The 25,725-nt window shown below is 37.6% G+C and carries 25 protein-coding genes; 3 read left to right on the top strand and 22 right to left on the bottom strand.

Annotation, left to right across the window (positions count from 1 at the left end):
* Nucleotides 1-5: 5 nt before the first annotated feature.
* The 3 genes from FY048_RS17480 to rpe all read right to left on the bottom strand — a co-directional run bounded on the left by FY048_RS17480 (nucleotide 6) and on the right by rpe (nucleotide 2,369).
* On the bottom strand, nucleotides 6-401 hold the full coding sequence (locus FY048_RS17480; RefSeq protein WP_075431232.1) for a hypothetical protein: 396 nt from the start codon (nucleotides 399-401) through the stop codon (nucleotides 6-8).
* A gap of 103 nt (nucleotides 402-504) precedes the next feature.
* Complete coding sequence (locus FY048_RS17475; RefSeq protein ID WP_446091974.1) at nucleotides 505-1,326, bottom strand: Cof-type HAD-IIB family hydrolase; 822 nt, start codon at nucleotides 1,324-1,326, stop codon at nucleotides 505-507.
* Between the two features lie 356 nt (nucleotides 1,327-1,682).
* On the bottom strand, nucleotides 1,683-2,369 hold the full coding sequence (rpe, locus tag FY048_RS17470; protein WP_446091973.1) for a ribulose-phosphate 3-epimerase: 687 nt from the start codon (nucleotides 2,367-2,369) through the stop codon (nucleotides 1,683-1,685).
* Nucleotides 2,370-2,553: 184 nt separating this feature from the next.
* On the opposite strand from rpe, the gene FY048_RS17465 reads away from it, so the two are divergent.
* Complete coding sequence (locus tag FY048_RS17465) at nucleotides 2,554-2,826, top strand: DUF2218 domain-containing protein (RefSeq protein WP_446091972.1); 273 nt, start codon at nucleotides 2,554-2,556, stop codon at nucleotides 2,824-2,826.
* Here FY048_RS17465 and fghA read toward each other — a convergent pair whose 3' ends face one another.
* The 6 genes from fghA to FY048_RS17435 form a co-directional block, all read right to left on the bottom strand.
* Nucleotides 2,827-3,672 (bottom strand): S-formylglutathione hydrolase, encoded by an 846-nt coding sequence (gene fghA / locus FY048_RS17460; protein ID WP_446091971.1) that lies wholly within the window; start codon nucleotides 3,670-3,672, stop codon nucleotides 2,827-2,829.
* On the bottom strand, nucleotides 3,641-5,092 hold the full coding sequence (locus FY048_RS17455; protein ID WP_446091970.1) for a C13 family peptidase: 1,452 nt from the start codon (nucleotides 5,090-5,092) through the stop codon (nucleotides 3,641-3,643). The genes fghA and FY048_RS17455 overlap by 32 nt, the downstream gene beginning before the upstream one ends.
* A 136-nt stretch (nucleotides 5,093-5,228) precedes the next feature.
* Entirely contained in the window at nucleotides 5,229-6,020 is a 792-nt protein-coding gene (locus FY048_RS17450; protein WP_446091969.1) for a class I SAM-dependent methyltransferase, read from the bottom strand.
* 11 nt (nucleotides 6,021-6,031) lie between these two features.
* Complete coding sequence (gene tsaB, locus FY048_RS17445; protein ID WP_198078294.1) at nucleotides 6,032-6,697, bottom strand: tRNA (adenosine(37)-N6)-threonylcarbamoyltransferase complex dimerization subunit type 1 TsaB; 666 nt, start codon at nucleotides 6,695-6,697, stop codon at nucleotides 6,032-6,034.
* A 135-nt stretch (nucleotides 6,698-6,832) separates the two neighbouring features.
* Complete coding sequence (locus tag FY048_RS17440) at nucleotides 6,833-7,360, bottom strand: gamma carbonic anhydrase family protein (protein ID WP_446092018.1); 528 nt, start codon at nucleotides 7,358-7,360, stop codon at nucleotides 6,833-6,835.
* Between the two features lie 19 nt (nucleotides 7,361-7,379).
* Complete coding sequence (locus FY048_RS17435) at nucleotides 7,380-8,009, bottom strand: CoA pyrophosphatase (protein WP_336170481.1); 630 nt, start codon at nucleotides 8,007-8,009, stop codon at nucleotides 7,380-7,382.
* A 114-nt stretch (nucleotides 8,010-8,123) separates the two neighbouring features.
* Here FY048_RS17435 and FY048_RS17430 point away from each other — a divergent pair, with 114 nt between their 5' ends.
* Complete coding sequence (locus tag FY048_RS17430) at nucleotides 8,124-8,672, top strand: NUDIX hydrolase (RefSeq protein ID WP_002115876.1); 549 nt, start codon at nucleotides 8,124-8,126, stop codon at nucleotides 8,670-8,672.
* A gap of 54 nt (nucleotides 8,673-8,726) precedes the next feature.
* On the opposite strand, the gene filF is transcribed toward FY048_RS17430, so the two are convergent.
* The 6 genes from filF to filA form a co-directional block, all read right to left on the bottom strand.
* Nucleotides 8,727-10,679: a putative pilus system protein FilF gene (gene filF / locus FY048_RS17425; protein ID WP_446091968.1), complete on the bottom strand. Its 1,953-nt coding sequence runs from the start codon at nucleotides 10,677-10,679 to the stop codon at nucleotides 8,727-8,729.
* An 18-nt stretch (nucleotides 10,680-10,697) separates the two neighbouring features.
* Nucleotides 10,698-11,996, bottom strand: a complete 1,299-nt coding sequence (filE, locus tag FY048_RS17420) for a putative pilus assembly protein FilE (protein ID WP_446091967.1) — start codon at nucleotides 11,994-11,996, stop codon at nucleotides 10,698-10,700.
* Entirely contained in the window at nucleotides 11,990-13,654 is a 1,665-nt protein-coding gene (gene filD, locus FY048_RS17415) for a putative pilus system OmpP1/FadL family transporter FilD (protein WP_016139187.1), read from the bottom strand. The genes filE and filD overlap by 7 nt, the downstream gene beginning before the upstream one ends.
* 12 nt (nucleotides 13,655-13,666) lie before the next feature.
* Complete coding sequence (filC, locus tag FY048_RS17410) at nucleotides 13,667-14,875, bottom strand: putative pilus system protein FilC (RefSeq protein ID WP_446091966.1); 1,209 nt, start codon at nucleotides 14,873-14,875, stop codon at nucleotides 13,667-13,669.
* 45 nt (nucleotides 14,876-14,920) lie between these two features.
* Nucleotides 14,921-15,754, bottom strand: a complete 834-nt coding sequence (gene filB, locus FY048_RS17405; protein ID WP_016802052.1) for a putative pilus system C39 family peptidase FilB — start codon at nucleotides 15,752-15,754, stop codon at nucleotides 14,921-14,923.
* 314 nt (nucleotides 15,755-16,068) lie between these two features.
* Complete coding sequence (filA, locus tag FY048_RS17400) at nucleotides 16,069-16,917, bottom strand: putative pilus system protein FilA (protein WP_446091965.1); 849 nt, start codon at nucleotides 16,915-16,917, stop codon at nucleotides 16,069-16,071.
* Between the two features lie 355 nt (nucleotides 16,918-17,272).
* Between filA and FY048_RS17395 the strand changes: the two genes are divergently transcribed.
* Complete coding sequence (locus tag FY048_RS17395; protein ID WP_446091964.1) at nucleotides 17,273-18,631, top strand: anthranilate synthase component I family protein; 1,359 nt, start codon at nucleotides 17,273-17,275, stop codon at nucleotides 18,629-18,631.
* Between the two features lie 3 nt (nucleotides 18,632-18,634).
* Here FY048_RS17395 and hisC read toward each other — a convergent pair whose 3' ends face one another.
* The 7 genes from hisC to FY048_RS17360 form a co-directional block, all read right to left on the bottom strand.
* On the bottom strand, nucleotides 18,635-19,720 hold the full coding sequence (gene hisC, locus FY048_RS17390) for a histidinol-phosphate transaminase (protein WP_446091963.1): 1,086 nt from the start codon (nucleotides 19,718-19,720) through the stop codon (nucleotides 18,635-18,637).
* A gap of 68 nt (nucleotides 19,721-19,788) precedes the next feature.
* Nucleotides 19,789-21,078: a histidinol dehydrogenase gene (gene hisD, locus FY048_RS17385; RefSeq protein WP_446091962.1), complete on the bottom strand. Its 1,290-nt coding sequence runs from the start codon at nucleotides 21,076-21,078 to the stop codon at nucleotides 19,789-19,791.
* A gap of 106 nt (nucleotides 21,079-21,184) precedes the next feature.
* A complete protein-coding gene (gene hisG / locus FY048_RS17380) occupies nucleotides 21,185-21,868 on the bottom strand; it encodes an ATP phosphoribosyltransferase (RefSeq protein ID WP_003655841.1) in 684 nt (227 codons plus the stop codon).
* A complete protein-coding gene (gene murA / locus FY048_RS17375; RefSeq protein WP_016139192.1) occupies nucleotides 21,868-23,124 on the bottom strand; it encodes a UDP-N-acetylglucosamine 1-carboxyvinyltransferase in 1,257 nt (418 codons plus the stop codon). Before murA ends, hisG begins: the two co-directional genes overlap by 1 nt.
* Before the next feature lie 6 nt (nucleotides 23,125-23,130).
* Nucleotides 23,131-23,382, bottom strand: a complete 252-nt coding sequence (ibaG, locus tag FY048_RS17370) for a BolA family iron metabolism protein IbaG (RefSeq protein WP_004794487.1) — start codon at nucleotides 23,380-23,382, stop codon at nucleotides 23,131-23,133.
* Between the two features lie 135 nt (nucleotides 23,383-23,517).
* A complete protein-coding gene (gene hpf / locus FY048_RS17365; protein ID WP_111856410.1) occupies nucleotides 23,518-23,859 on the bottom strand; it encodes a ribosome hibernation-promoting factor, HPF/YfiA family in 342 nt (113 codons plus the stop codon).
* Between the two features lie 167 nt (nucleotides 23,860-24,026).
* Nucleotides 24,027-25,475 carry an RNA polymerase factor sigma-54 gene (locus tag FY048_RS17360; protein ID WP_446091961.1) on the bottom strand — a complete coding sequence of 483 codons (1,449 nt, stop codon included), beginning with the start codon at nucleotides 25,473-25,475 and terminating at the stop codon, nucleotides 24,027-24,029.
* Nucleotides 25,476-25,725: the final 250 nt, after the last annotated feature.

The following is a 25,725-nucleotide window of genomic DNA, read 5'->3' as shown; positions in this document are numbered from 1 at the left end:
AAGGATTAAGCTTTAGGAGGACGTAAAATTTCTTGCCAGTATCCGGCTAAATGCTGAGCCTGATAAATACTGCTAAATTGAGATGATATGGGAATAAATTGTGATTCAACATCTGGGACTGCTTGTTGCAATGCCAGATTCACGATTTGACAATGTACGGGGTTACAGTCCTTACAATGCTCACCGTGCGAATGATCAGACTGAGTCATGGTTTGGTGACATACAGTCTGATCATCTGCTTGAACATGCATATTCTTATGCGAGTTTTTTTCACTATGACATGGCATAGTGTGAAGATCATGCTGCATAGGCGTCTGAGCAATAGACACACCACTCCACCCAATGACCAAAGTCATTAGGAACACAAACCAAGCATACTTGCGTAAGTGTTGTAGGGCCATTATCGTTTATTGCCTTATGCAATTTATAAATCTTAGATGCACTAGCATAACCAAGTTTTAAAACAGATACAATTTCCCATCTTAACTGTTTGTTTTAAATTAATTAAACAAATGGTGGTTGATGCTGAAGCACTAAATCAATTACCTGCAATGCACCTTCTTGTTCATTACTTGCAGCCGCATAAGGCGCTACTGCTTTTAAAGCTTCTACTGCATTTTCAACCGCAAAGCCATAACCCGCAGCTTTGATCATCTGGATATCATTATTGTTATCGCCAATCGCAACCACTTGATCAGGTTCAATTTGCCATTTTTCTAATAGTAGCTTCAAACCATGTGCTTTATGCTGATCTGGAAGAATAAGATCGATAAAGTCAAAACCACTTGAAACAGGAACTAATACTTTATCTGCCACAAAACTTTGCTGCTGAAGATCTTGAAAAATAGTAAAACTTTCGTTTTTCTGAGCAATAAAAGTAATTTTGCACACCAAGTCATCTAGTGCATAAAAGTCATCAATAACTGTTAGTTTTTCAAAATATCGAGCGACTTTGGCATAGTCCTCGGCTTGCATACTCGTATGTACATAAGCACTCTGTTTTCCACAGATCACCATTTTAGATGTATAGGTTGAATCAATCGCCTTTAAAGTCTCAATAAATTGTTGCTGACTTAAATGAGCAAAAGCTATTTCTTGTCCTTCATCTACAACATGTGCGCCATTTTCTGCAATAAAAGCAATTTCATGACTAATTTCTGGAAAGTAGGTAACAAGCTTTGCGAGTTGGTTACCACTGGCAACCACAAAATGAATATTATTTTGTTTGAGTTGTTCGTACTGTTTTAAAAAACGTGCTTTGTTGTACTGCTTTTTAGAATTGAGAAAAGTCCCATCCATATCTACCGCTAAAATTTTTACCGTCATTAATTGTTTAAATCTCTTACTAAAATCTTATTAAACCAAATTTAGCTTTATTTTTCATGACACTTTTACAGTTTTATACTTATATGTGCCTAAAAGATTTTTACACAGAGCCATATCGTTTTTTGCACAGGTTATTTTTTAGTTAAGCTTAATAAAAAACCAGATAATAAAATATCCAACACGCATAAAAAAAGAACGCTAAAACGTTCTTTTTTCATACATTCTGCCTAGAGAATAAGCAGTTGATCTCATTTTGTTTATTTTACCAACATCTTATCCATATGGTTATCAACACAGTTATCCATACAGTTATAAACAAAGTTATCCACAAGCTTATTCTCGGTTCAACATACTTTTTAAGCGTCTACACTACCTACTTTCGCAAGCTCTGCACGCATTTGATCAATTACAACTTTATAATCTGGTTGACCAAAAATGGCTGAACCTGCGACAAACATATCTGCGCCCGCTTCTGCAATTTCACGGATATTTGCAGGGCCAACACCACCGTCAACTTCTAAACGAATATTACGGCCACTCGCATCAATAATTTTACGAGCTTCGCGCAATTTTTCTAATGTCATTGGAATGAACTTTTGCCCGCCAAAACCGGGGTTTACACTCATGATTAGAATTTGGTCAACTTTATCAAGTACATAATCTAAATAATGTAATGGCGTTGCAGGGTTAAATACGAGACCAGCTTTAGCACCACCTGATTTAATCAGTTGTAGTGAACGGTCAATGTGATGTGAGGCTTCTGGGTGAAACGTAATAATATCAGCACCAGCTTCCAAAAAATCTCCAATAATACGGTCAACCGGAGATACCATTAAATGCACATCAACAGGCGCTTTAATTCCATAATTTTTTAAAGCCTTACAAATGCCAGCACCAAAAGTTAAATTTGGAACATAGTGATTATCCATTACATCAAAATGCACTACATCTGCACCCGCGGCTAACACTTTGTCTACATCCGCACCTAAACGAGCAAAGTCAGCAGATAAAATAGAAGGAGCAATCAAATAAGGCTTGGACATAGGTGGATGACCTGGCTAAAAATTTAAGGAGAGGCTTAAAATTATAACAAAAAACCACCTACTTGGGCCGCTCTTCCTTGCTCAAATGACAACATTTCAAACTTGCAACGTAATGTTGCAACAATAGAATGCCAAGTACTAAACGAATTTGTTAAGGTACATTTAACCAATGTGAGGATTTATAATGAAAAGCACAACTCATCTATTAACAAACGATGGTAAACGTATTGCAAAACGTCTAGTTAATCATTGGAAACACAAATTTGAAGTCCAAGAAACAGAACAAGATTTCAAAATCTTAATGCCTACAGCAACCATTACGCTTGCACCTGTAACAGAGCAGTTAAACGTTGCTATTGATAGCCAATTAGATGACCACGACCACTTAGAAAAAGTGGTACTTGATCATCTAAACCGTATGGCTCAACAAGAATTTCAGGTGGAATGGCAGCACTAATTAGCCATTTACCTTTTCTAACTGGATTGCATGAAACTGCAAATGCTCATCCATAAAGGTTTGAATAAAGTAATAGCCATGATCATAGCCAGCATGTTGTCTTAAAGTTAAAGGCTGTCCCGCTTTTAAACATGCTTGCTTAAATTTTTCAGGGTGAAGTTGTTCATAAAATTGGTCATCCAATCCCTGATCAACCAAAATTTCGTCAAATACTGCACCATTTTTTGAGACTAAAGCTGTGGCATCATGAGCCAACCAGCTTTCGCGGTCTGCACCTAAATAATGACTAAACGCTTTATCTCCCCATGCACATTCAGTGGGCGCACAGATTGGAGCAAAAGCAGATACCGACTTAAACTTCTCAGGATATTTAAACGCTAAAGTTAATGCACCGTGGCCACCCATTGAGTGCCCAAAGATACCAACTTGTTGAGCGTTTACAGGAAAGCTTTTTAAAATCCGTGGATATAACTCATCAATTAAATAACTTTCCATTTGATAATGCTCAGACCAAGGCGCTTGCGTTGCATTAATATAGAAACCTGCGCCTTGACCTAAATCCCAATGATCCCCTGCAGCGACTTGTTCTCCACGAGGAGAAGTGTCCGGTGTAATCAGTATTAAACTTAACTGTGCTGCCATATGCTGTGCATGTGCTTTTATGGCAAAAGTTTCTTCAGTACACGTTAAACCTGCTAAATAAAACAAGGTTGAACAAGGTTTACCTTCTAAAGCGGCTGGTGGCAAATACACACCAAACTTAGCTGGACCTTTTAAATAAGAAGATTCAAATTGGTATATACGCTGCTCACCCTCAAAGCAGCGGTTTTTTTGCAGGAGTTGCATCGTTTTTGGCCTCTGTTTTTGTTTGAGCAATATCTACACTACCAGTATTTTGCTGAGGAAATAGATACTTTTCCAATTGAGGTAGCATGAGTTCCATATTTTTACCAATCATCCACTGAGGCTCTGAAGGTTCTACACCTTGAGCTACTTCCCATTTGGTTACCGTTTGCTTAGCTGTACTAAACGAGTCTTTCATCGAAGATTGCTCTCGCATAGCTAAATCAAAGAAAGCCCGACCAAAATAAGTATAGTCGGCTTCGTTATTACATCCAAAAGAAGTTTTATCAGCAGCAGATGCAGTAATAATTAAGGTATCTGGAGACTGTAAAGCAGGAATAAAGCTACCTGAATAACAGGCTGAGATTACAATCACACGCCAGCGAATACCGGATTTATCAAGTGTTTCACGCAACCATTTAGGGTCTACCTGCCCTAGATCTAATGGCGCATTTTCAATTTCAAAGTGGTTCTGTTCACCGTGTGAAGTCATATATAGAAATAACACATCACTATCACGGTTCATTTGCTGACCCATACGGCGTAGGGCTAACTCGATACTGGTTTTAGAGGCAATTGGAATTTCTGTACGGGTGTCTGGATTATTGACTAACATCATCGAACGACCCACAGTACCAAAGCGTGTATCAAACTGTTCTTTAATTCGGACTACTTCCGATTTAAAAACGTCTTGGTAGCTATCACCTGCCACGCCTAAAAAATACCAATGACTTTTTGCCTGCTCACCATATTGCACTTTCTCTAAAGAGTCAGTCAGTAGCTTACTTTGTGCGTAAAAAGCATCTTCAGCAAATGTTGGAGCCGAATCTTCGACCTTCCAAATGGGTTGATCTTTTACGGAAAGTTGCCACACCACCATTGTGGCAATAGTCGCAACCATGACAAGTGCACGTTCCCACCAAGGCCACTTGAGTTCGCGCGAGAAAACCCAAATTACTGCTAAACTTTGCCACACAAACAACGCTACAAATAGGCTGGGTAAAATTCCGTTATAAATAGCATCGGGAATAAAGTTGAGATAACCGTTAGAACCCAAATACTGAATTAAACATTGAATTAATAAGATATTTGTATCTAGTACCAACCAAAGTAAAGCAGGCACTAGCATTAAGCGAGGTTGGTTGGTGCGCTGTGATAAGAAAATCCCAACAATTAAGGCAATGAATGGCCAAAGTGCATAACCAATTAAACCTTGTGAATTAAAATCACCGATTTGACCAGCCACAAGCCAGCTATAAAGTGAGTTAGTACATCCCCCTAAAATTCCCCAGACAATGAGCTGGAGAATAGAGGGATGTACAATTTGTAAAGAACGTCTTGATCCCAAAAACAGCCACATTCCGGCAATTTGGTTGCTTTTAAAATCATGCCAAAAGTTAATGGAGGGTTTAAGATCAATCATAAAAGGTTTTCAAAAATTTCGTTTTTGTCAGGCATCTTAAGTGTATGCCTGCTAAGAATTTTAGCAATCATGCTTTTGAACTATATCACATATATTTGTGCATTATTCAAGCAATAAAACCTAACCTTACATAAGCCTACTGAAAATACGCATCAAAACGACAAGCATCTCCTTGCCATTGATGAGCTGGCTCTTGATTTGCCAAAAAAATAGCATGGCGTGGTCGCTTAACCACTACACGTTTAGCAACTTTCTGTGCCAAAACCAGCAAATTATCCCCCAAATCCATTTCGCCATCCTCGGGTAAAAGTAGATGTAAAAGCTGCATCTGTTTTTTAACTTGGGCTTGCTTTTTGACTACTTGATGATTCTGATCGCGTTGTGGGAACATCGGGTCTAGATAAACTACATCAACCATTTGAGCTGTTTGCTGTAACTGCTGTAAATAACTTGCTGAGTCAGCAAAGATCAGTTGGATCCGATCCATAAACTGGCTTAAAAAGCTATCTTGCTCAGCTTGTGCTTTTGCATCTTCAAGTAAGGTAAATAAAATTGGGTGGCGTTCAACCAGCTGTATTTGTGCACCCAGATAAGCCATGAGTAAACTATCATGTCCTAAACCAGCTGTAGCATCGACCAAAACTGGTTTCTCTCCAAGCTGACAAGCACGGGCAATCATTTCTGATTTAAGACTTGCACGTTTTAAACGGGAAATTTCGGCTTTCCAATCGGGCTGCATTTTCATGCCATTTGCAGATAGCCATAACCCGTTTTCATCTACACAAAGTGCCAACTCAGGATTTAAACGCAAAAAACGTGCATTCAGCTTTTCAACTGGCTGCAATTCTACAGTCACACCTCTAGAACAAAGCACAGCTTGGTAGTGCTGTGCTTGTTCTTGAAAATCTACTTCAAAATATATGTGCATGAGTAGTGCCTTTATTTTGCTTTACCCTGATCTGCTATTTTTTTCCATGCATCATCACGTAAATAAACTGGTAAAGCATGTTCAGCATCAACCCACTGCTTTTGCGCTGCATAAACACGTGCAATAGAAGCAATGTCTTGAGCAGTTGCAGTGATTGTTTGATGTTCTGCATCAGCTTGAAGGAGCTTCGCACCCGAGCCAATTAAGCAATGTTTTGCATAAGCAGCCGCTTGCTCATAGCCCATTAATTTTTCTTCATCAATACACTGCATGATTCCATGCTCATCGAGAACAAAACTTGCAATATAAACTTCATTCATACGCGCATCGAGAACCGCAGTCACTTGTTCCAAACCTTCAAGTCGGTATGCTGCTTGTGCTAAAGCTTGCAAACTCGAAACGGGAATAACGGGTAAATCTTGTGACCATGCCAAAGCCTGAGTCACAGCTGCATTAATTCGGACGCCACTAAAAGAACCCGGCCCACGGCTAAAGGCAATTGCATCCAGACCAGCAACCTCAAGACCTGTTTGTTGTAGCCCCTGCTCAATCATGGGCAAAATGGTCTGGGTTTGTGCTTTCGCCCGCGTATCGAGTTGAAAAAACAGTTCTTGGGTTTCATCGACTAATGAGATAGAACACTGCTCATTTGCAGTTTCCAACGCCAGCAATTTCATGCACAACCTTAGTATTAAATCAGATTAAAAACGAGGGTTATGATACCCCACTCGGCTCTGATAGGCGAGTTGTTCTCTTTCTAAATAAAAATGCCAAGCTTGTGCTTGGCATAAAAATATTTTGCTAAAAAAGAGTTAAAAGTGGAATTCTTTTAAATCTGCATAGTTCTTAAAGTGCTCAGCATAATGCAATGCACTCAAACGTATTTTTGCAGTGCCATCTTCATCTAAAGTTTTAACAATTTTGCCAGGTGAACCCATCACTACTGAATTATCTGGAATCACCTTTCCTTCAGGAATTAAGGCATTCGCACCAATAATACAGTTTTTACCAATCACAGCCCGATTTAAAATTACGGCGTTCATACCAATCAGGCTGTTATCACCAATCGTACAACCATGCAGCATGACTTTATGTCCGACCGTGACATATTCACCAATGTTCAATTCAAGGCCCGCATCGGTATGTAGTACAGAATTTTCTTGAATATTAGAGAAATCACCAATTCGAACTACACAGTTATCGGCACGTACTACAGCTCCAAACCAAATGCTGACCTGACGGCCTAATTCCACTTGCCCAATCAGCGTTGCTGTTGGAGCAACCCAACCATCCCATGGTTCATGTAAGGCTTTTGGGTGCTGTCCTTGATAGCTATACATCATAATTTATCAATCCTGATCATTTATTCTTATGAGAAAATTTTGGCATGCCAAATGTTGGTGAATTGAGTAAAAATGGCCAATCTTTCTGATAACCCAATCCATATTTAAACAGAGCAACCAACATACGAGCAGTTAAACCCCAAATAATTTCATTATCAATCTGTAAACTCGGAAAATATAAAGATTGATGAGCATAACGCACTTCATAAGGCATTGGTCTTGTATCGATTAATTCTTGCAAAGGCACAAAAAAAATTCGATCAATTTCAGTAGGCTGAGGTATTAAAGTCACCTCTGGAGGAATAAGCCCAACGATCGGTTTTACAGACAAACCACTTCTTGCACGTTGCATTGGCAAATCGCCGAGCAACTGTACATCAAACGGATTTAAAGCTGTCTCTTCCTGAGCTTCTCTTAACGCTACAACAATATTGCTGGTATCACTAGGATCACGCTTTCCACCAGGAAAAGAAACCTCCCCCGCATGGTTGTTCATATGTATTGAACGGCGTGTAAGCAGTACCTTTGGATTATTCTCATTAGTAATGGCAATGAGTACTGCAGCTTGTGCTTCTTGTATGCGGGTGGAAAAGCGCAATCTTTGCTGTAACTTTTTTGTTAGCAAGTGCTCTTCCATACCATTCACCTATTATTCTATCTCTCTTTGCATCATATCTGAAAATCAAACTTAGGGAATAGAGTTGATGCGTAAGTCTAAAAATTCAGTTATGCTGAGTCATCTCTATACTCGATGATAATTATGAGTTTCTGTGTAGCGTGTGGGCATAAAACCGAACAAAAAATTCCTTTAGGTGATCATAAAGTACGCCGTGTTTGTACTCATTGTGGAAATATTCATTATGAAAACCCCAAAGTAATATGCGGTGCCTTAGCGTTATGGGAAGACAAAGTACTACTCTGTCGTCGTGCGATTGAACCTCGTTATGGTTTATGGACTTTGCCTGCTGGCTATATGGAATTGTTCGAAACCATGGAACAAGGGGCAGCACGTGAAACTCGTGAAGAAGCAGAAGCCGAGATAGAAATAGAACAACTTTATTGTATGTACAATATTCCACGTATTGGTCAAATTTATGTACTTTTCAAAGCACAGCTGAAAGATGGGATTTTTGGTGCAGGTGAAGAAAGCATTGAGAGTCGTCTGTTTGAAGAGCATGAAATTCCATGGGGAGAGCTAGCCTTCCCTAGTGTTGAACATACACTAAGACATTATTTTGAAGACCGTAAAAAACAAGTTTTCCCAACCCATCTTGAAACTTTGGGTACGCGTTTAGATCATACGGGTTAATCAATTAGATAATAAAAAAGACCGCCTAGCGGTCTTTTTTATTTGTTTAATATTTTAAGACTTAGTTTTAATTGCTTTACAAGCTGGAATAGATTGATCCGCTAGTTTGATTGTTACTGTACCAAATTTACGTTGAGCCAAAGCTTTATCCGCAGCGGTTGGAGCAGGCACATCCTTAAGCGTATTATAGCTTTCTTGAGCTGCCGCATGTTGATTAAACCAAACAGTATTAGTATCGAAATCAATGCTCGTACTATCTACCTTATTTGCCAATAAATTAAATAGATTCAATTTCGCAGGCCCCGGAGAAACGCCTACAAAAGTTACCCCAACCATTGCACCATCAATATTCTCAAATTTTGGATTAGATAAAATCATACGAACGTAAACAGACTGTTGGCTATTTGAAGGATCATCAACTGTCGCCGCTGTAGTACCAATTCGATATTGTTGTACGCCATTACTATCCACTAAACTAGTGTCAGACACAGTCGCACATTGGCCTGACATATCATTTGTTATTGAATTAGGTTTGATATCAGTACGAATATCCCCATGTTCATCAATAACAATACCTAAATTTACAGGTTGAATCGTCTTATCTGAAAAATTAAATGTCAGAGTCGCATAAAGAGGAAAAATATAATTCTCTCCCACCTTTACGTTACCAGAAGTTTTGAAAACCCTTCTCTCTAGATAACTAATAGGACTGCTTTTAACAATACTCAATATCCCATTGTAGCTATCACCATCAACATTTTGACGCCAGAAGCCATAATGTTGCGGATTACCTGTACTGAGTTTTGTTAAGTATTTATAGAATGGTTCTGTCCCTGCCACTCCATAATCATTAAAGAATTTACCTTGATAAATCTGTAAATCTTCATTCGGATTATCAGAGGCGCTAAAACGAAGCGGAGTAGTTGGCTGAATCTCACGGCTAATAGGATTTAACCAGGCATTCTGTGCATTTGCATTTAATCTAGCTGGTTTAATTTTTGAGGTTAACAAATAAGGGTTTTGTACTTGATTGTTTATTGCAATAGCATTCCCCTTCCACTGCAACCCATATCCTAATGTATAACCTTGTCGGTCTGATAATAAATAAAACTCATCTGCTGAATGTCTTAAGTTAATTGTGTTATTAAAACATTCTTCCTGTGTAGTTCTATTACACCCATAAAAAACTTGATAGTTTTGAAATATGGGACTTGAACTAGTAAATAAATTGAATGACTCAAAAATGCCAGCATTACTTAAGTTAGTCGTTTGTACCACTAACTTATAAGCTTCATCATCAGAGATTTGTCCTACATCTAACCAAGGTTTTAAAATACTTGCATACGCACCATTTTTTAATTCTGTAGCTGTTATGCTCTGAGAAATTTTAGTAAGCTGATCTTTCTTTGTATCTGTAAGTTGGGTGGGTTGTATATCCCCAATCAGGTTATCATCATTTTCCACACCAATACTTTGAAAGATTTTTATTAAAGCAATCGCTACTTTAATTGTTTCATCATTTTTATCTAATGTTGCTGGAATTTTACCTGTAATACCACTTGCTAAATCCACCACTCTTAGATATATCGGATTGATCACTTTAGTCCTACCATTCACGGCAGTAAACTTCCCAATCGTATCCAGATTAACGTTTCCTAAGAAAACCTTTTTATTATCTTTACTTTGAATATAAAAACGTGCTGTATCTCCTACTTTGCACGATCCAATTACCGCATTTCCTGAAAGTTTAGTCGCATAATGAAAATTTGTTGCCGAACTACAATCGAAATTAATACCAGCTATCGGATAATCTAAAGCGAATTGCAAACAAGTTGTATCTTCTGCACCAGTGTCGCTCGTTGTTGGCGTACAACTACCTGAAGATAAATTTCCGTTATTAGTACCAGAATTCGGATCTTCACTAATATTGGAACTACCGCCACCACAACCATTTAGCATAATCGCTAATGTGGTTAGTGCAAAAGGCCATAAAACTTTTTTATTCATTAGATACCCTACTTATTTTTAACGTAATACGGAAATTTGAATTTGTCCCTGATTTGTTAACTCTTTTTCTGCAACATCCACTGCAGAAGATAAAGGTGTCATCATCATGTAATGTGCCGAAGGTGGTACTTTTAAAACACCTTGAATTGATGAATGTTGTAACATCGTAGAAGGATAAGATTTACTCTTAAACCCACTAACTCCTTCTAAAATGCAACCCTTATTATCTAAAAAGATGACTAAAGGCCAGTAATAAAGAGGCTTCTCATTACTAGCAGCAAATGACATAAGTTTTAAATGCTGAACAGAAGGGTTTAACTGTACAACCTCATATTCAAATTTTTCTTTCAATGGCTTACGAGGCCATACACTTACTTCTTTATTTATACTAAGTGTCTTAATTTGTTTGTTATAACCTTTAATAAAACATTTGTCTTGTTCAAAAGCTGCTTCTAACTCTTGCGAAGATAAACGCATATATGTTGGAGCCAATACCACAGTAGACTCTTCATCTTTAACCTGCCGATTAAAAAGCTGATCTAAAGTTGATCGACTCACACCTTTTTTACGTTCTATTGATTCAGTTCTTCCTAAGCCGTCAGGCATAAGATAAAAACGCTTTTTACCTTCAAGATTAAATTCTTGATCTTCGAGATACTCATTATTTACATATTCAATATTATCAATCGTTGTAAATTTAGATTTATCCTGTGAAGAGACGGCTGATGGAGCTGCCTGTGATGTGCTTTTTATTGGCGGCGGTACTAAAATAAGCTTTTTCTTCCACTCATTATTAGCGACTGGTTGAACCTTTTCACCTTCGAAAGATTTAGTTTTCTCCGTAGATGTTTTTAATTCTTTATCAGCAACAGTAGCAGTTTGAGTTTTTTTTGGTGCAGTCGGTGCAGTCGGTGCAGTCGGTGCAGTCGGTGCAGTCGGTGCAGTCGGTGCAGTCGGTGCAGTCGGTGCAGTCGGTGCAGTCGGTGCAGTCGGTGCAGTCGGTGCAGTATTTAGTTTCTTTTCTGTTTGTTGTTCTACTTTTTTCGAGGAATCTGTAGTTTGTTCTTTTTCCCTTGAAAGTTTTTGAACAGGCAAAGCTACAGTCTTCTCTGGCAGATTTTTGGACTGTACGTCTATGCTAGGGAGAGACTGTTTTTCCTGATCAACTCTTCTACTAGGCACAATCATAGGACGACCATCGGGACCTATAATCGTATAAAATCCGTCTGCATAAGAAACAGAAACATTCGCTATCGCAACACATAAGGTTAAAATAGCGAAACTAGGGCTAAACATCCATTTATACTGTTTTACCATTTTGTTCTATAACTCAAACCAAGTACTGTGACTTTTGTATTCGTTTTTACATCTAAACCTGAATAAGGGTTTAATAAGATATTATCGACACCACACTTATTCGATAGAGTACTACTACAAGCTGGAATATTGTCACGACTACGTAAGAAACCGACAGAAAGATCTAAGTCTGTATCCGTATCAAAACGATAACCTACGCCCAAACCGAATAATTGCGCATTATTGATCGGAACCATAGTATTACGTTTATCATTAGGAATAGAACTAGCACGCGGCTCATAACCTGCTCGTAACTTCAAACGATCAGTTGCTGAATACTCTAAACCAATACCCCAACTCCATGGTGAAGTAAACTTTAATGGCAATGCTAAAGAGTTATCAGTCACATCATTCGATAGAAGTTTAGCAATCTTTAATAATGTAATCTGTCTATCAAATTCAAATTTAAACTTATCCCAGGCAGAATAATCAGTCCATCCAACATCAAAGTTTAATTGTAAATCTGGAAATATTTTGTATTTAATACCGGCCTGGAAATGTGCAGGATATTCTAAATCCATCGCGACTAAACCAGACTCAGTATCAGGAACATATCCTGGTAGTCCAAGAATCGCAGCTAAAATTTGCCCAGTTGCCGATGAGTTTAATCCCTGAACCAACTGTTGAGGAGCTTTGGCATTATTAATCATGTATTTGCCTTTGAGACGCATCTTGGCAGCACTTTGATATACCATACCAAAGCCAAAATCATCTGTCGGCTCCCAAAGCAATCCCAAGTTATAACTAGGGCTTAATGATTGTTCTAATGAAACTTGTAATGAACCCATTTTATTAAATGGATTCATTCCTTCTTTCGTATTACAAATTCCCAATAAGAGCAGATCAGTAATCATATCGTTATTGTCTTTGAAGGGTGCACACACCACATCATCAACCATACGCAGTACACCAATCATTTCATTAGGAAAACGTAAATCGGTATTTAAAGCAATCGCGTTATACGACATACCAATCGAAGCACCAATTGATAAATGATCATTTACTTGATAACCAAAAGATGGGGATAGATATGTAATACGCTCTACAGCAACCTGTTGTCCCATATAGTTACCAGGATTGCCATTTTCTGCTCCAAAACCGGCTACTAAAGGCGCATACATTGCCGTTGCAAAAGTTACTTTTGAGCCTGGTGGTTTATAGGCTATACCTGCTGTAGGCGCAACGAGTGGATACCCCGCTCCCAAGTCAACCATTTTTTTAAGAATGGGTACATATAAGCTTGCATACTCGACATCACCATGTACAGAATCTTTAAAATCTGTACAAATATTGGCAGAAATTTCTGGTCCATCATTACAAACCAGAGGATCGTCTGAATAGCCAAAAATGTTGTACCCAGGAGGAGCTGAGAATTCACGCTGGATATCAAAGTTTGCAAGAATACCTTGTACATCTGTTTGTAACCCATCAATTTTCGCTAGTGCTGCTGGGTTAAAATGAACTGCACTAATCCCTGGCGGATCTGCCGTTACAGCATTCCCCATCGATAGTGAACGAATATCAACAGCTAAGTTTTGTCCTAATTGAGCATTGGCAAAGCTAGAAAAACCGGAGATAACAATTGCCGCCGTTAGAGGACATAATTTAGGATATTTCACCTGCATATCTCCTTATTTTTGTTTTTTAGTAAAACCTAAAATATCTAACGGGAATGACAAGCCAAGTGAAATATCTGGCGCATCTTCGGTTAAACCAATACCTACCGTACCATTAACAATTGTTTCAGGTGAAACACGGACACCAAGAGCAAAAGACAACATTGCACTACTTTGGTCTGGCGATTTATATGATTCATCTCCATTATTAAATTCAAACTCAGCGTTCATGTTAAAGCTTTGTTGATACGACATGGTTAATGAAACATCGTAGTTAAATGAGTAAGCAAAACCGAATGAGAAGCCGCCACTAATGCCTGGATCAAAAGAAGTTAAAATCCTTGGCCCCTTAGCCCCGCTACCACGCGCCTGATTCAAACCTGTTTCTTTAAAACCATAATTGGCAGAAGCAGAAGCAAATAAAACAACTGGATCAATATATTTACGAGTACTCGCACCTACGCCAGCTGAGTAGTAACCTTTACCTGTTGATAGCTCATCTAAACCAATTTCATATGGGCTATCACCTGTCTTAGACGATAAACTACCAAAAAGTACCAATGGTAATCGGCCTTGTTTTAAGGGGAAGGGCTCCCAGCGAGCGCCAAGAGAAATATCCCCTAACCCAGCAGTAGTCGTATCACGAATAATTTCAGACTTTGCAACAAAAGGAAGAGTTGCCGATAAAGTTAAGTTGTCCAAAACTCCATATTGGACCGTAAAACTATTTGTTAAAGTATGGTTCGCATCTTCTTCGACGCGTAAACGGTTAAGTTGAGATGAATTATCTGATAAAGCTAAATCAATTCGTGTATCACGATAATATGTGTAATCGAGGTCATAATAAGATGAAATGCCCCCTTTTTTAATTAACGAATATTGCCGCTCATTTGAAGTAAATACTTCTTGTAAATTCGTCTCTTGACTTGCATCACCTTCTTTTTTCTGTAATGCAGTTGCAGCTTGATGTGCCCCCCCCTCATTGGCGGGTACAGTGCTATTGTCCGTTGCAGGTGTATCAGATGACTGTACTGTGCTTCCTGCTATGGCTGTATTCGAGCTTGTTGTATCTACAGGTGTAGAACTTCCTGTGCTACCTGCATTTACATCTTGGCTCGATCCGCCTACTTGTCCTTGTTGTACTTGATCCTCAGCATAAATTGTCCCTGTAATGGCACTCATACTTAAGGCCAATACACTCATCTTTATCCATCGATTATTCATATTTTTTCCCACCCAATTTATTTATTTTACTAAATTAAAATTTGACTATTTACGTTTGTAATAAAGACGCATATAGGTTTCTATTGGTAGTCCATAGGTTGCAGAGTGATTATCGTTATCTAATACGCGTCTCATGGTTGAGGCTTTATTTGCTAAACGATCATAATTAAATGTCGGATATTGCACGTCAACAAAAGCATATCTGTTGACGGTTGCATCCTCTACATGACGCATATCTGCATCTTTTAAAGCCAATAGATCTTTACGCTGAGATTCGGGGACTGAAATAACAAATAAAGTATTATTATCCCAAATTTCTTTAAAGCGATTTTCATCAAAGCTGATATTGCCTAATGCAGGATCAGCCACATAGACTCGCCCATCTTTATAAGCTTTATATACAACAAAATGTTTAAAACCAGCATAAGAAATTGGAACAATTGCAGGTTGCCCAAGTTTTACTAAATCAGAGAACTCACCGCGATAACCACCACTATCTAAACCGATTGCTGTGACAAAGCGTTTCATATCGAGTAATGAGAAACTTCGACGCTCAATAATGCGTTGATATTCGCCATACTGTAGCAAACCGCTCATGGTCTGTTGCTCAGTCAAACTGGTTCCGACATAGCCATTTAACAAAGTGGTAAGCGCAGCCGAACCACAGCTATAGTCATATGCTTGCCGAACAATTCCGCGAAATTGATCTTCTACAGCAGGTTTGATTTTGACTGGTTCAATGTGATTTCGATGAAATGATAAATTACGTGAGTCGGCAGTCTCTGTGTAATAAACAGTTCCTGGTGGCTTTTTTTCTATTTCGAAGGCTTCTGTCGCAAAGTAATACATCAATGCTGAGCCTAAAACTATCTCTAACATAAGCACTTGGTCTAAATTGTGGCCTAACCGGCCTTATTCATTTTATTCTTAGAGCAATAGCTCTACATCCCTGTGTGTTGAAGATACCTTTTTTTTTTGTAAAAAACAGCTTTTTTTTAATCTTTTTGATGAATGCATAGTTCTACTTTAATTAAAGTGTTAATTAACTCTCATTCTTAAACATCAGTATTTTTAATATACTTATTACACATATAAAAATATTATATAAATTAAATATATAAAATTATTTTAAATTTTCATTCAATAAAAAAAGCGCGTATTAAACGCGCTTTTTTTATTTTGAACTTTTTAAATTAGTGACCAGAAATTGTAATTGTAGAAGTACCTACATTTAAACCTTGAATTTCTAAATCACCAATTGAAGCATTAGCAGCAGCACCTAGGTGAATCCCTTGCGCATATACATTCATGCCTTGAGTACTATTATTTTGGATTTTTAAGCCAGTTGGTACAACTGAAATATTCGCATTAACGTCTAAATCACCAGTTGTATTACCAGCACCACGTACCATTACTTTATCTAGGACAATTTTACCGCCGCCAGCAGCGTCATTAATACCAAAGTTAGATAGTGTTAAACCACCTTTTAAACTCGAATTTACTTTGATCATTGCACCTTGTGGTGTAGCACCTAACTGAACATTCGCTGAAATCTGACCTAAAGATAAATCTAAACCAGAGATAATTTCAGTTGGAGCTGTTTCTGTAATACCACGTACAGCAGTTGTTTGGTTTAAAGTACCAGAAGTACCTACACCAATTGAACCTACATGAATATCAACCGCACCTACTGTCGCAGCAACGTTTAAAAAAGCACCGTTTGAGCCCGAAGCACCATTTGTATCAATTGCTAAATCTAAAAGATTACCTGTACCTGTTTGGGTAAGAGTAACGCCGCTGATTGCGATTGCACCACCAGTACCTGAAGCACCAGTAATACCAGTTGATGATGCTAAACCATCATTATCGTGTAGATATAATTTATCGATAGAAACACCGCCAGAACCTAAAGCGATACCGATGTTAATACCATCTTGACCTGTAGCAGCGCTTAGTGCAGCATCGTCCATTGACTGCATTGCCATTGCATTTGCACTGATAGCTAAAGAAGAAACTAAAGCAAGTTTAGTGAACATTTTCATTGAGCACTCTCCCAAGAGCATTTATTTTTTGACTTCAACCACTCTCATTGTCTCAAGTTGCATTTTTCTTTTATAGCAACCGAAACTTCCAATCCTTGAGTAGTTTTGCTTAGCAATTACTAAATTACATCTACGTTACTTTTTGTTCAACTAGTGTTGTGCATTTTTTGCCAACTACCCGACAAACGGTACACTCGATTTATTTCGCTTTTAGCTTCCAAATATAACTCTAATCCCACACTAAAATTCGACTATTTTATCAGCAAAAAGTACCTCTCCTTTAAGTCTTCTCCCTGATGATCCACAAGTTGTAGTAAACTAATATTTCCCTCATTAACTATTCTGTTATTTAAAAATGTCTCAGTTAAAGAAAAAAATCTCATTACATGGTAAAAATGCTGCCGAGATTTTAAAAAATTTACAAGGATTAACTGGGCTCATTTATTTAAATGACAACTACAACCCTATTATTGGCTTTCTTCCTCAGCAATACTTTCTTATTCAGAATAAAAACAACTTATTATTCCAGCGTCAAAATTTTAATAAATATAAAAATATATCAATATCAAATCAATTATTAGATTTTATCCAGCTAAAAGAAAAAGACTTAAAAGAAAATAAAAATATTAAAACGATAACAAGTTTTAACGGCGGCTATATCGGTTTTATTAGTTATGATTTTTCTGCACATCAATTTATTAATGCTCAAACTCATATACAGCCATCTTTATTCTTAGGCCAATATCGTTCTTTTTTAAAATATATAGATAATGATTGGTATTTTTTTAGTGATGAAGCAGATGCCTTAGACCTATTCAAATATATTGAAAAAAAATTAGAGGCTTTTAATATAAATAAATCTCAAAATATATTTAAACTAAAAACTGCTATTCAGCCAAGATGGTCTAAAGAACAATATTTTTCGGCTTTTAATAAAATACAGGAATATATTAAAGCTGGAGATTGTTATCAAATTAATTTAACCCAAGAATTTAAAGCTGATTTCAAAGGGTCTTTATTAAATAAAGCTGAAGATTTATGGAATCTTACCAACGCCCCATATGCAGGTTATTTAAAATTAGATCAATTTGAGTTATTAAGTTGCTCCCCTGAGCTTTTCATTGAATTCAATCAAAATAAACAAATTAAGACCCGACCTATTAAGGGAACCATGCCTCGATATGAGGATACCGAAAAAGATTTTATTTCTAAACAAACTTTAAAAAACTCGCAAAAAGATCAGGCAGAGAATGTCATGATTGTTGATTTATTACGTAATGATTTGAGCATTTATGCCAATACAGGGTCCGTAAAAACAACTCAATTATTCGAGATTGAAAGTTTTAATCAAGTTCATCATATGGTCAGTGAGATTGTTGCCACGCTTAAAGATGATATTAATCCAATGCAAATGTTGCTCTCTGCTTTACCGGGGGGATCGATTACAGGAGCCCCAAAAATTCGGGCAATGCAAATTATTGAAGAGTTAGAAGAAGAAGCAAGAGGTGCCTATTGCGGGACATTAGGTTACTTCAATTTTGATGGAACGGGTCGCTGGAATATTCTTATCCGCAGCTTTCAACAATATCAAAATCAGCTCTCTTTATGGGCTGGCGGTGGTATTACCATTGCCTCAAATGCAGAAGCAGAATATCAAGAAAGTCTTGATAAAATCTCTGCCATGCTGAACTTGATGAACAGCACAGCAGACTAAAACTTAAAGAATATCTTGCTTTAATGTTTGTACTAAACGCATATTTTGCTCATCAGTACCCACTGTAATACGCAAAAACTGATTAATACGAGGCTTATTGAAATAGCGCACAATGATACCTTGTTCACGTAATTGCTGTGCGAGTTTGCCTGCATCATGGACTGAGTGTGAAGCAAAAATAAAGTTAGCTTTAGAAGGTAAAACTTTAAAGCCCAAAGCAGTTAAGTCATCTACTAGCTTTTCACGACTAGAAATAACTTTCTGACAGTGTTCTTCAAAATAAGCCTGATCTTCAAAAGAAGCTACCGCGGCTGCAATTGCAAAACGGTCAATAGGATATGAGTTAAAACTATTTTTGACAGCTTCAAGCGCTGCGATTAAATGTGGCTGAGCGATTGCAAAACCAACACGTAAACCAGCTAATGAACGAGATTTCGAGGTTGTTTGACAAACAACAAGATTTTCATAGCGATTTACAAGACCTACTGCGGATTCTGCTCCAAAATCTACATAAGCCTCATCAATCACCACCACCCGATCTGGATTTGCTTTTAAGATTTGCTCGATATCTGGCAAACCCATTGCAACACTGGTTGGTGCATTAGGGTTTGTAATAACAATCCCGCCATTTGGTTGTATATAGTCCTTAACTTTTATCTCGAAATTCTCATTGAGTGGAATTTCTTTAGTTTTTGTTCCAAAGAACTGACTATAAACTGGATAAAAACTATAGGTGATATCTGGATAAAGAATTGGTTCGTCTTGAAGAAAAAATGCTTTAAAAATATGAGCAAGTACTTCATCTGAACCATTACCAACAAAAACTTGAGATACCTCAATATTCTGTTGTTTAGCAATTGCTTGCTTCAAAGCTGTTGCATCTGGATCAGGATATAAACGCAATGCATCAGCTTGCTGAGTTAAAACAGCTTGAACTGCTGCAACTACTTTTGGCGATGGCGGATATGGATTTTCATTCGTATTAAGTTTCAATAAATTCTGAATTTTAGGCTGTTCACCCGGAACATACGGCTCTAATTCACGAACTTCTGGACTCCAAAAGCGCATTTGTGCTGTAGATAAAGTCATGGTCTTATCTCAAAAAGGGCTGAAAATCAGCCCTGAGTAATAATTAAAAAACTACAAGGTTTATAAGCTTATTGATAACGATAGCGAGCTGAGCGTGCATGAGCATCTAAGTTCTCTTGGACAGCTAATATGTCGGCTGTTTTAGCTAACGTTTTAACTCCATCTTTCGAACACATAATCAGGCTCGAACGTTTTTGGAAATCATAAACGCCTAACGGAGAAGAAAAACGAGCAGTTCCAGATGTTGGCAATACATGGTTTGGACCCGCGCAATAGTCACCGATTGCTTCGGGTGTATAACGTCCCATGAAAATAGCGCCAGCATGACGAATCTCTTCGCTCATGGCTTCGGCATCATCTAGACACAGCTCCAAATGCTCTGGTGCAACTTGATTAATCAACTCAATTGCTTCTGCACAGTCTTTGACTAACACTAAAGCACCACGGTTTTCAATTGAAGTTCGCGCAATATCTGCCTTTGGCAATTCATTTAAATGCTTTTCAATTGCCAACTCGACTGCATTAAGCAAAGCTTCATCTGGCGTTATAAAAATAGCTTGAGCAACTGTGTCATGTTCAGCTTGTGATAAAACATCCATAGCCAACCAATCTGCATTATTCTCACCTTCTGCATATACTAAAATTTCAGAAGGTCCAGCAATCATATCGATGCCGACTTGGCCAAATACAGCACGTTTAGCAGCTGCTACAAAACGATTCCCCGGACCAGTAATTTTATCTACAGGTGGAATTGTCTGAGTACCATAAGCCAAAGCTGCTACAGCCTGCGCCCCACCAATGGTAAACACTCGGCTGACTCCTGCAAGATAAGCTGCGGCAAGAACCAACGGATTTAATTCACCATTCGGTGCTGGAACAACCATAATAATTTCAGGTACACCCGCAACATGAGCGGGTACAGCATTCATTAGAACTGAAGATGGATAAGAAGCTAAACCACCTGGCACATAAATACCTACACGGTCTAAAGGCGTAACTTTTTGCCCTAATGTATTGCCCAAATCATCTATATAAGTCCAGCTATCTTGTTTCTGAGCTTCATGAAATGTACGAATACGCTTTGCTGCCAACTCTAGAGCATCACGAATTTCTGGGCTTAAATTATCAAAAGCAGTTTTTAGTTGTTCTTGAGATAATTCTAAATCTGAAAATTGATGCGCAGGATGTCGATCGAACTGTTGAGTAAGCTTTAAAACATGATCATCACCATGCTGACGAACATCAGCAATAATTTGATCTACTGTTTGCACTAAATTAAGATCATTCACGGTTTCGAATGCTAAGAGCTCAGCAAAAACCTGTTTGAAGTTCTGATCTTGAGTCGATAAACGTCGCATCAATTTACCCACAAGGCGAAAAAGAAAAAGTAAGTTTACTCTTTTTCTGCGCGCTTGTGGGCATCATCTAGCTTAACTATCGCAAAAGCATGATGGGAAATTGCTTTTAACGCGATTGAACAGCTTGCTCAAGCTGTGAAATGATTGGATTTAACAAAGTTTGTTTACGTTTAAAACTGGCTTTATTTACAATTAATCGAGAAGACACTTTGCAAATCTCTTCTAATGGCTCAAGACCATTTGCTCTTAAAGTATTACCAGTATCGACCACATCTACAATGTAATCACCTAAACCAACTAAAGGTGCTAACTCCATAGAACCATAGAGCTTAATAACATCAACCTGTTCACCTAAGCTTGCATAATATTGACGTGTAAGATTGACATATTTCGTGGCAATTTTTAAACGACCCTTTGGATGCTCCATACCTACCTTACCAGCTGTCATTAACTTACATTTAGCAATTTGCAAGTCAAGCAACTCATAGACATGCTGAGCACCATGTTCCATCAACACATCTTTACCTGCTACACCTATATCTGCTGCGCCATTTTCTACATAGGTCGGTACATCAGATGCACGTAAAATTAAAATACGTACTTGCTTATGCGTAGTAGGAAAAATTAGTTTACGAGACTTTTCCGGATCTTCGAGTAAATTAATACCCGCTGTAGCCAATAAAGGTAACGTCTCTTTTAAAATACGCCCTTTACTTAATGCCAAGGTCAAACCATGATCAAAATTACCCATCACATCAAAATTAGGATCATCGTTTCTTACATCATTCATTAAATTACTCGCTTAATTTTGGCACCTAAACCTTGAAGCTTCTCTTCGACATGTTCATAACCACGGTCAATATGGTAGATACGATCAATTAAAGTATCTCCCTCTGCAACTAAAGCAGCCAGAACCAAAGAGAATGAAGCACGTAAATCTGTTGCCATAACAGGCGCTGCCTGTAAGGTTTCAACTCCGGTTACGACAGCATCGTGACCTTCTACTTGAATATTAGCGCCCATTCGTGACAATTCAGGAACATGCATAAAACGATTTTCAAAGATCGTTTCAGAGATTGTCGCGAATCCACGGCCAATAACATTTACTGCCATCAGTTGTGCTTGCATATCAGTTGGAAATTCTGGATGTGGCAAAGTTCTAAAACTTACAGCTTTAGGACGTTTGCCCAACATATCAAGTTCAATCCAGTCATCACCACGAGTGACTTCAGCACCCATTTCCTCAAACTTATCCAAAACAGACTCAAGCAATGCTGGATCTGTGTGAGTTGTTTTTATGCGTCCACCCGTAATTGCAGCAGCTGCTAAATACGAACCTGTTTCAATGCGATCAGCAACAACAGCATATTCACAGCCATGCAAACTTTCTACGCCGGTTACAACCAGAGTATCTGTATCAAGACCTTCGATCTTAGCGCCCATTTTAATTAACATCTGCGCAAGGTCCGTGATCTCAGGTTCACGAGCTGCATTACGAATAGTCGTAACACCATCTGCTAATGCTGCTGCCATTAAGATGTTTTCGGTACCGCCAACAGTAACCATATCAAAAACAACTTCACCACCTTTTAAGCGACCATCAACTGAAGCATGGACATAACCATTTTCAACTTCAATATGTGCACCTAAAGCTTCTAGAGCTTTTAAATGCTGGTCCACAGGTCTTGAACCAATCGCACAACCACCTGGTAAAGAGACTTTAGCATTACCATAACGTGCTAATAATGGTCCTAAAACCAAAATTGAGGCACGCATTGTTTTCACTAGCTCATAAGGTGCAAACTGATTATCTAAAGTAGAGGTATCTGCTTTTACTGTGTCATTTTCATAGCCAATTGTTACCCCTAATCCACCAATTAGTTTTACCAAAGTATTCACATCTTTAAGATTTGGAACATTGGTTATTGTAATTGGAGAGTCTGCAAGAATAGTTGCAGCAAGTAAGGGCAAAGCCGCATTTTTAGCACCAGAAATGCGCACTTCGCCTTCGAGCTTAACACCACCCGTGATTAAAAATTTATCCATTAATATTTAAGCTCCGAAAAGGCTTGCTTTACGCCATTCATCTTTGGTCATTGCACGAATTGTTACCGCGTGAACTTCCCCACTTGCAATATAAGTATTTAATGGTGCATAAACTAATTGTTGACGAGCCACTGTACGCTTACCTTCAAATTGATCATCCACAATACGGAGGTCAAATTTTCCAGCCTGTCCGCTCACCGCTACTTCCGCTACAGGGAAAGCTTCTTTTAAAATTTGAGTGAGCTGTTCACTATTCATTGCAAAGACCTCTGACACAACCTAAGGGGTAAAACGGAGTATTTTACTATAACTTTTTCCAAGAATTCAGTACGTGTTTATATTTTATCAATAAAAAAGAGGCTATCTTTCAAGCCTCTCTTAAATTAATAAAACTTATTGAACAGAAACAGTAACTTGGGAATAAGTACATTGCATTTTTCGATATCTTAATAATTGTCTTTTTAATTTTTCAGTCAATTTTTTAATTGAAGTATACATATCATCAGCGGTTGCCTGAGCAAACAACTCAATCCCCGGCAATCTTACAATCGCCTCTGCAACATGATTTGAACTGCCCTTATGAGAGCGCTTATCAATTTGATGATCTTTCGTTAATTTAATCTGCATACTATTCACCTGATCTAGGTGTTTCGTTAATTGATTAAACTTTGATTTAATATTTTCTTCTATAGCTGGTGTAATTGCCAAATGATGACCACGAATCGTTATTTGCATAATTCTATCCCTCACCTTTTTTAGGTTATTTAAAGAAGAACCAAAAAGATTTAATGCTATCAAAAAGAAATTTAGGGCAATTAAACCATTTTAGCGCCTCCTCTTGGTGAAATTAAAATTTCATTATTTCGTCATAATGAATCTCTAGAATAGCCATACTTCAAAATTCAGATCAAGACTTTTCTTTCAGACGATGAAGGAATATGTAACGATTCTCGATATTTTGCGACAGTCCTTCTTGCTACTTCAATCCCCTCATCTTTCAATAATGTAGCAATTACATTATCTGACAAAGGTTTACGGGGATTTTCACTGGCTACAAGTTTTTTAATCATTGCACGAATTGCAGTAGAAGAAGCCTCACCTCCAGCCGTTGTGCCTACATGGCTAGAGAAAAAATATTTCAACTCAAAAAGGCCACGTGGAGTAAGCATATACTTATTTGTTGTTACACGAGAAACTGTAGATTCATGTAATTCTACTTCTTCAGCAACATCTCGAAGAACCAATGGTTTCATTGCTTCTGCACCGATCTCCAAAAAAGCTTTCTGATGCTCCACAATACAAGATGCCACTTTTAATAGTGTTTTATGCCGTTCATCAATGCTTTTGATAAAGTTTTTCGCCTCAAGCATTTGATTACGCAAATATAAATTATCTTCACTCTGATCTGCTCTACGAATCATGCTAGAGTAAAAAGAGTTAATTCTTAATTTAGGTAACACATCTGGATTTAGTTGAACCTGCCAATGTAAATCTTTTTTAGAAACCACTACATCTGGAATTTGATAGTCTGATTCTTGCTTATCAAAGTCCATACCTGGATAAGGTTTTAATGTTTTTAAAAGATTGATTGCAAGCTTTAATTGCTCTTTCGTTAAACCCGTTTGTTTGAGTAATTTATTTAAATCATTTGCTATCAAAAGCTCATAATATTGCAATAAGCTTTTTGCCTCATTTAAATATTCAACATCTTTTGGTAGAAATTCGAGCTGTATTTTTAAACATTCCGCTAAATTACGCGAACCAATTCCCAAGGGATCAAGTCTTTGAATATGCTTTAACACAACCAAAACTTCATCTTCCTCTATCTCTTCTTCAATATCCATTTCATTCAAAAATTGCTGTGAGGCTAAAATAATTTCCTCTAATTCAGCATCCAAGAATCCCTTGTCATCTAATGCATCAACAATACAGTAAGCAATTAATTGATCTATTTTAGAAAAATGCAGAAGATTAACTTGTTCTAAAATATGTTCTTTTAATGATAATTGAACTTGGCGATTATCCTCTCGCTCTTCAAATTCTGGGGTCGCCAAAGCTGTCGATTGATGAGTATAAATATCATCCCATTCAGTATCGACTGGTAAATCATCAGGCAAATGATTTGCATTTAATTCAGTTGTTAAATCATCTGACTCTTTACTTTCTAATGTAGACAGACTTTCTGTTAATGACTCTTCTTCTATTTTTTCAAGTAAAGGATTACTATCTAGTTGAATCTGAATTTCTTGTTCAAGCTCTAAACTAGAAAGCTGTAACAAACGAATCGCCTGCTGCAATTGAGGTGTTAACGATAAAGAATTCGCAACTTTCAACCCAACAGATAATTTCATATATTTTAGATTCCATAAAACAAGCAAAAATCATGCCTACTTAACATTTATAACATATAGTTTCCATTTATCATATATATCAGCGTGAAATTTCCAGAAGAAAAAATGGATTTTTTATTAAAAAACTTGCTAGAAAGCTATCTTATTCATTGATTAGATACCTTTATTAACTAAGAGATGCTTCGCTGGTCTTGTTATTTCCGAGTATTTTATCTACTACGATTTTCCCATATAAAAAAGGACTCTTCTG

The organism is Acinetobacter sp. 1124_18A, assembly GCF_052824995.1.
This window is presented reverse-complemented; position numbering and strand designations above follow the sequence as displayed.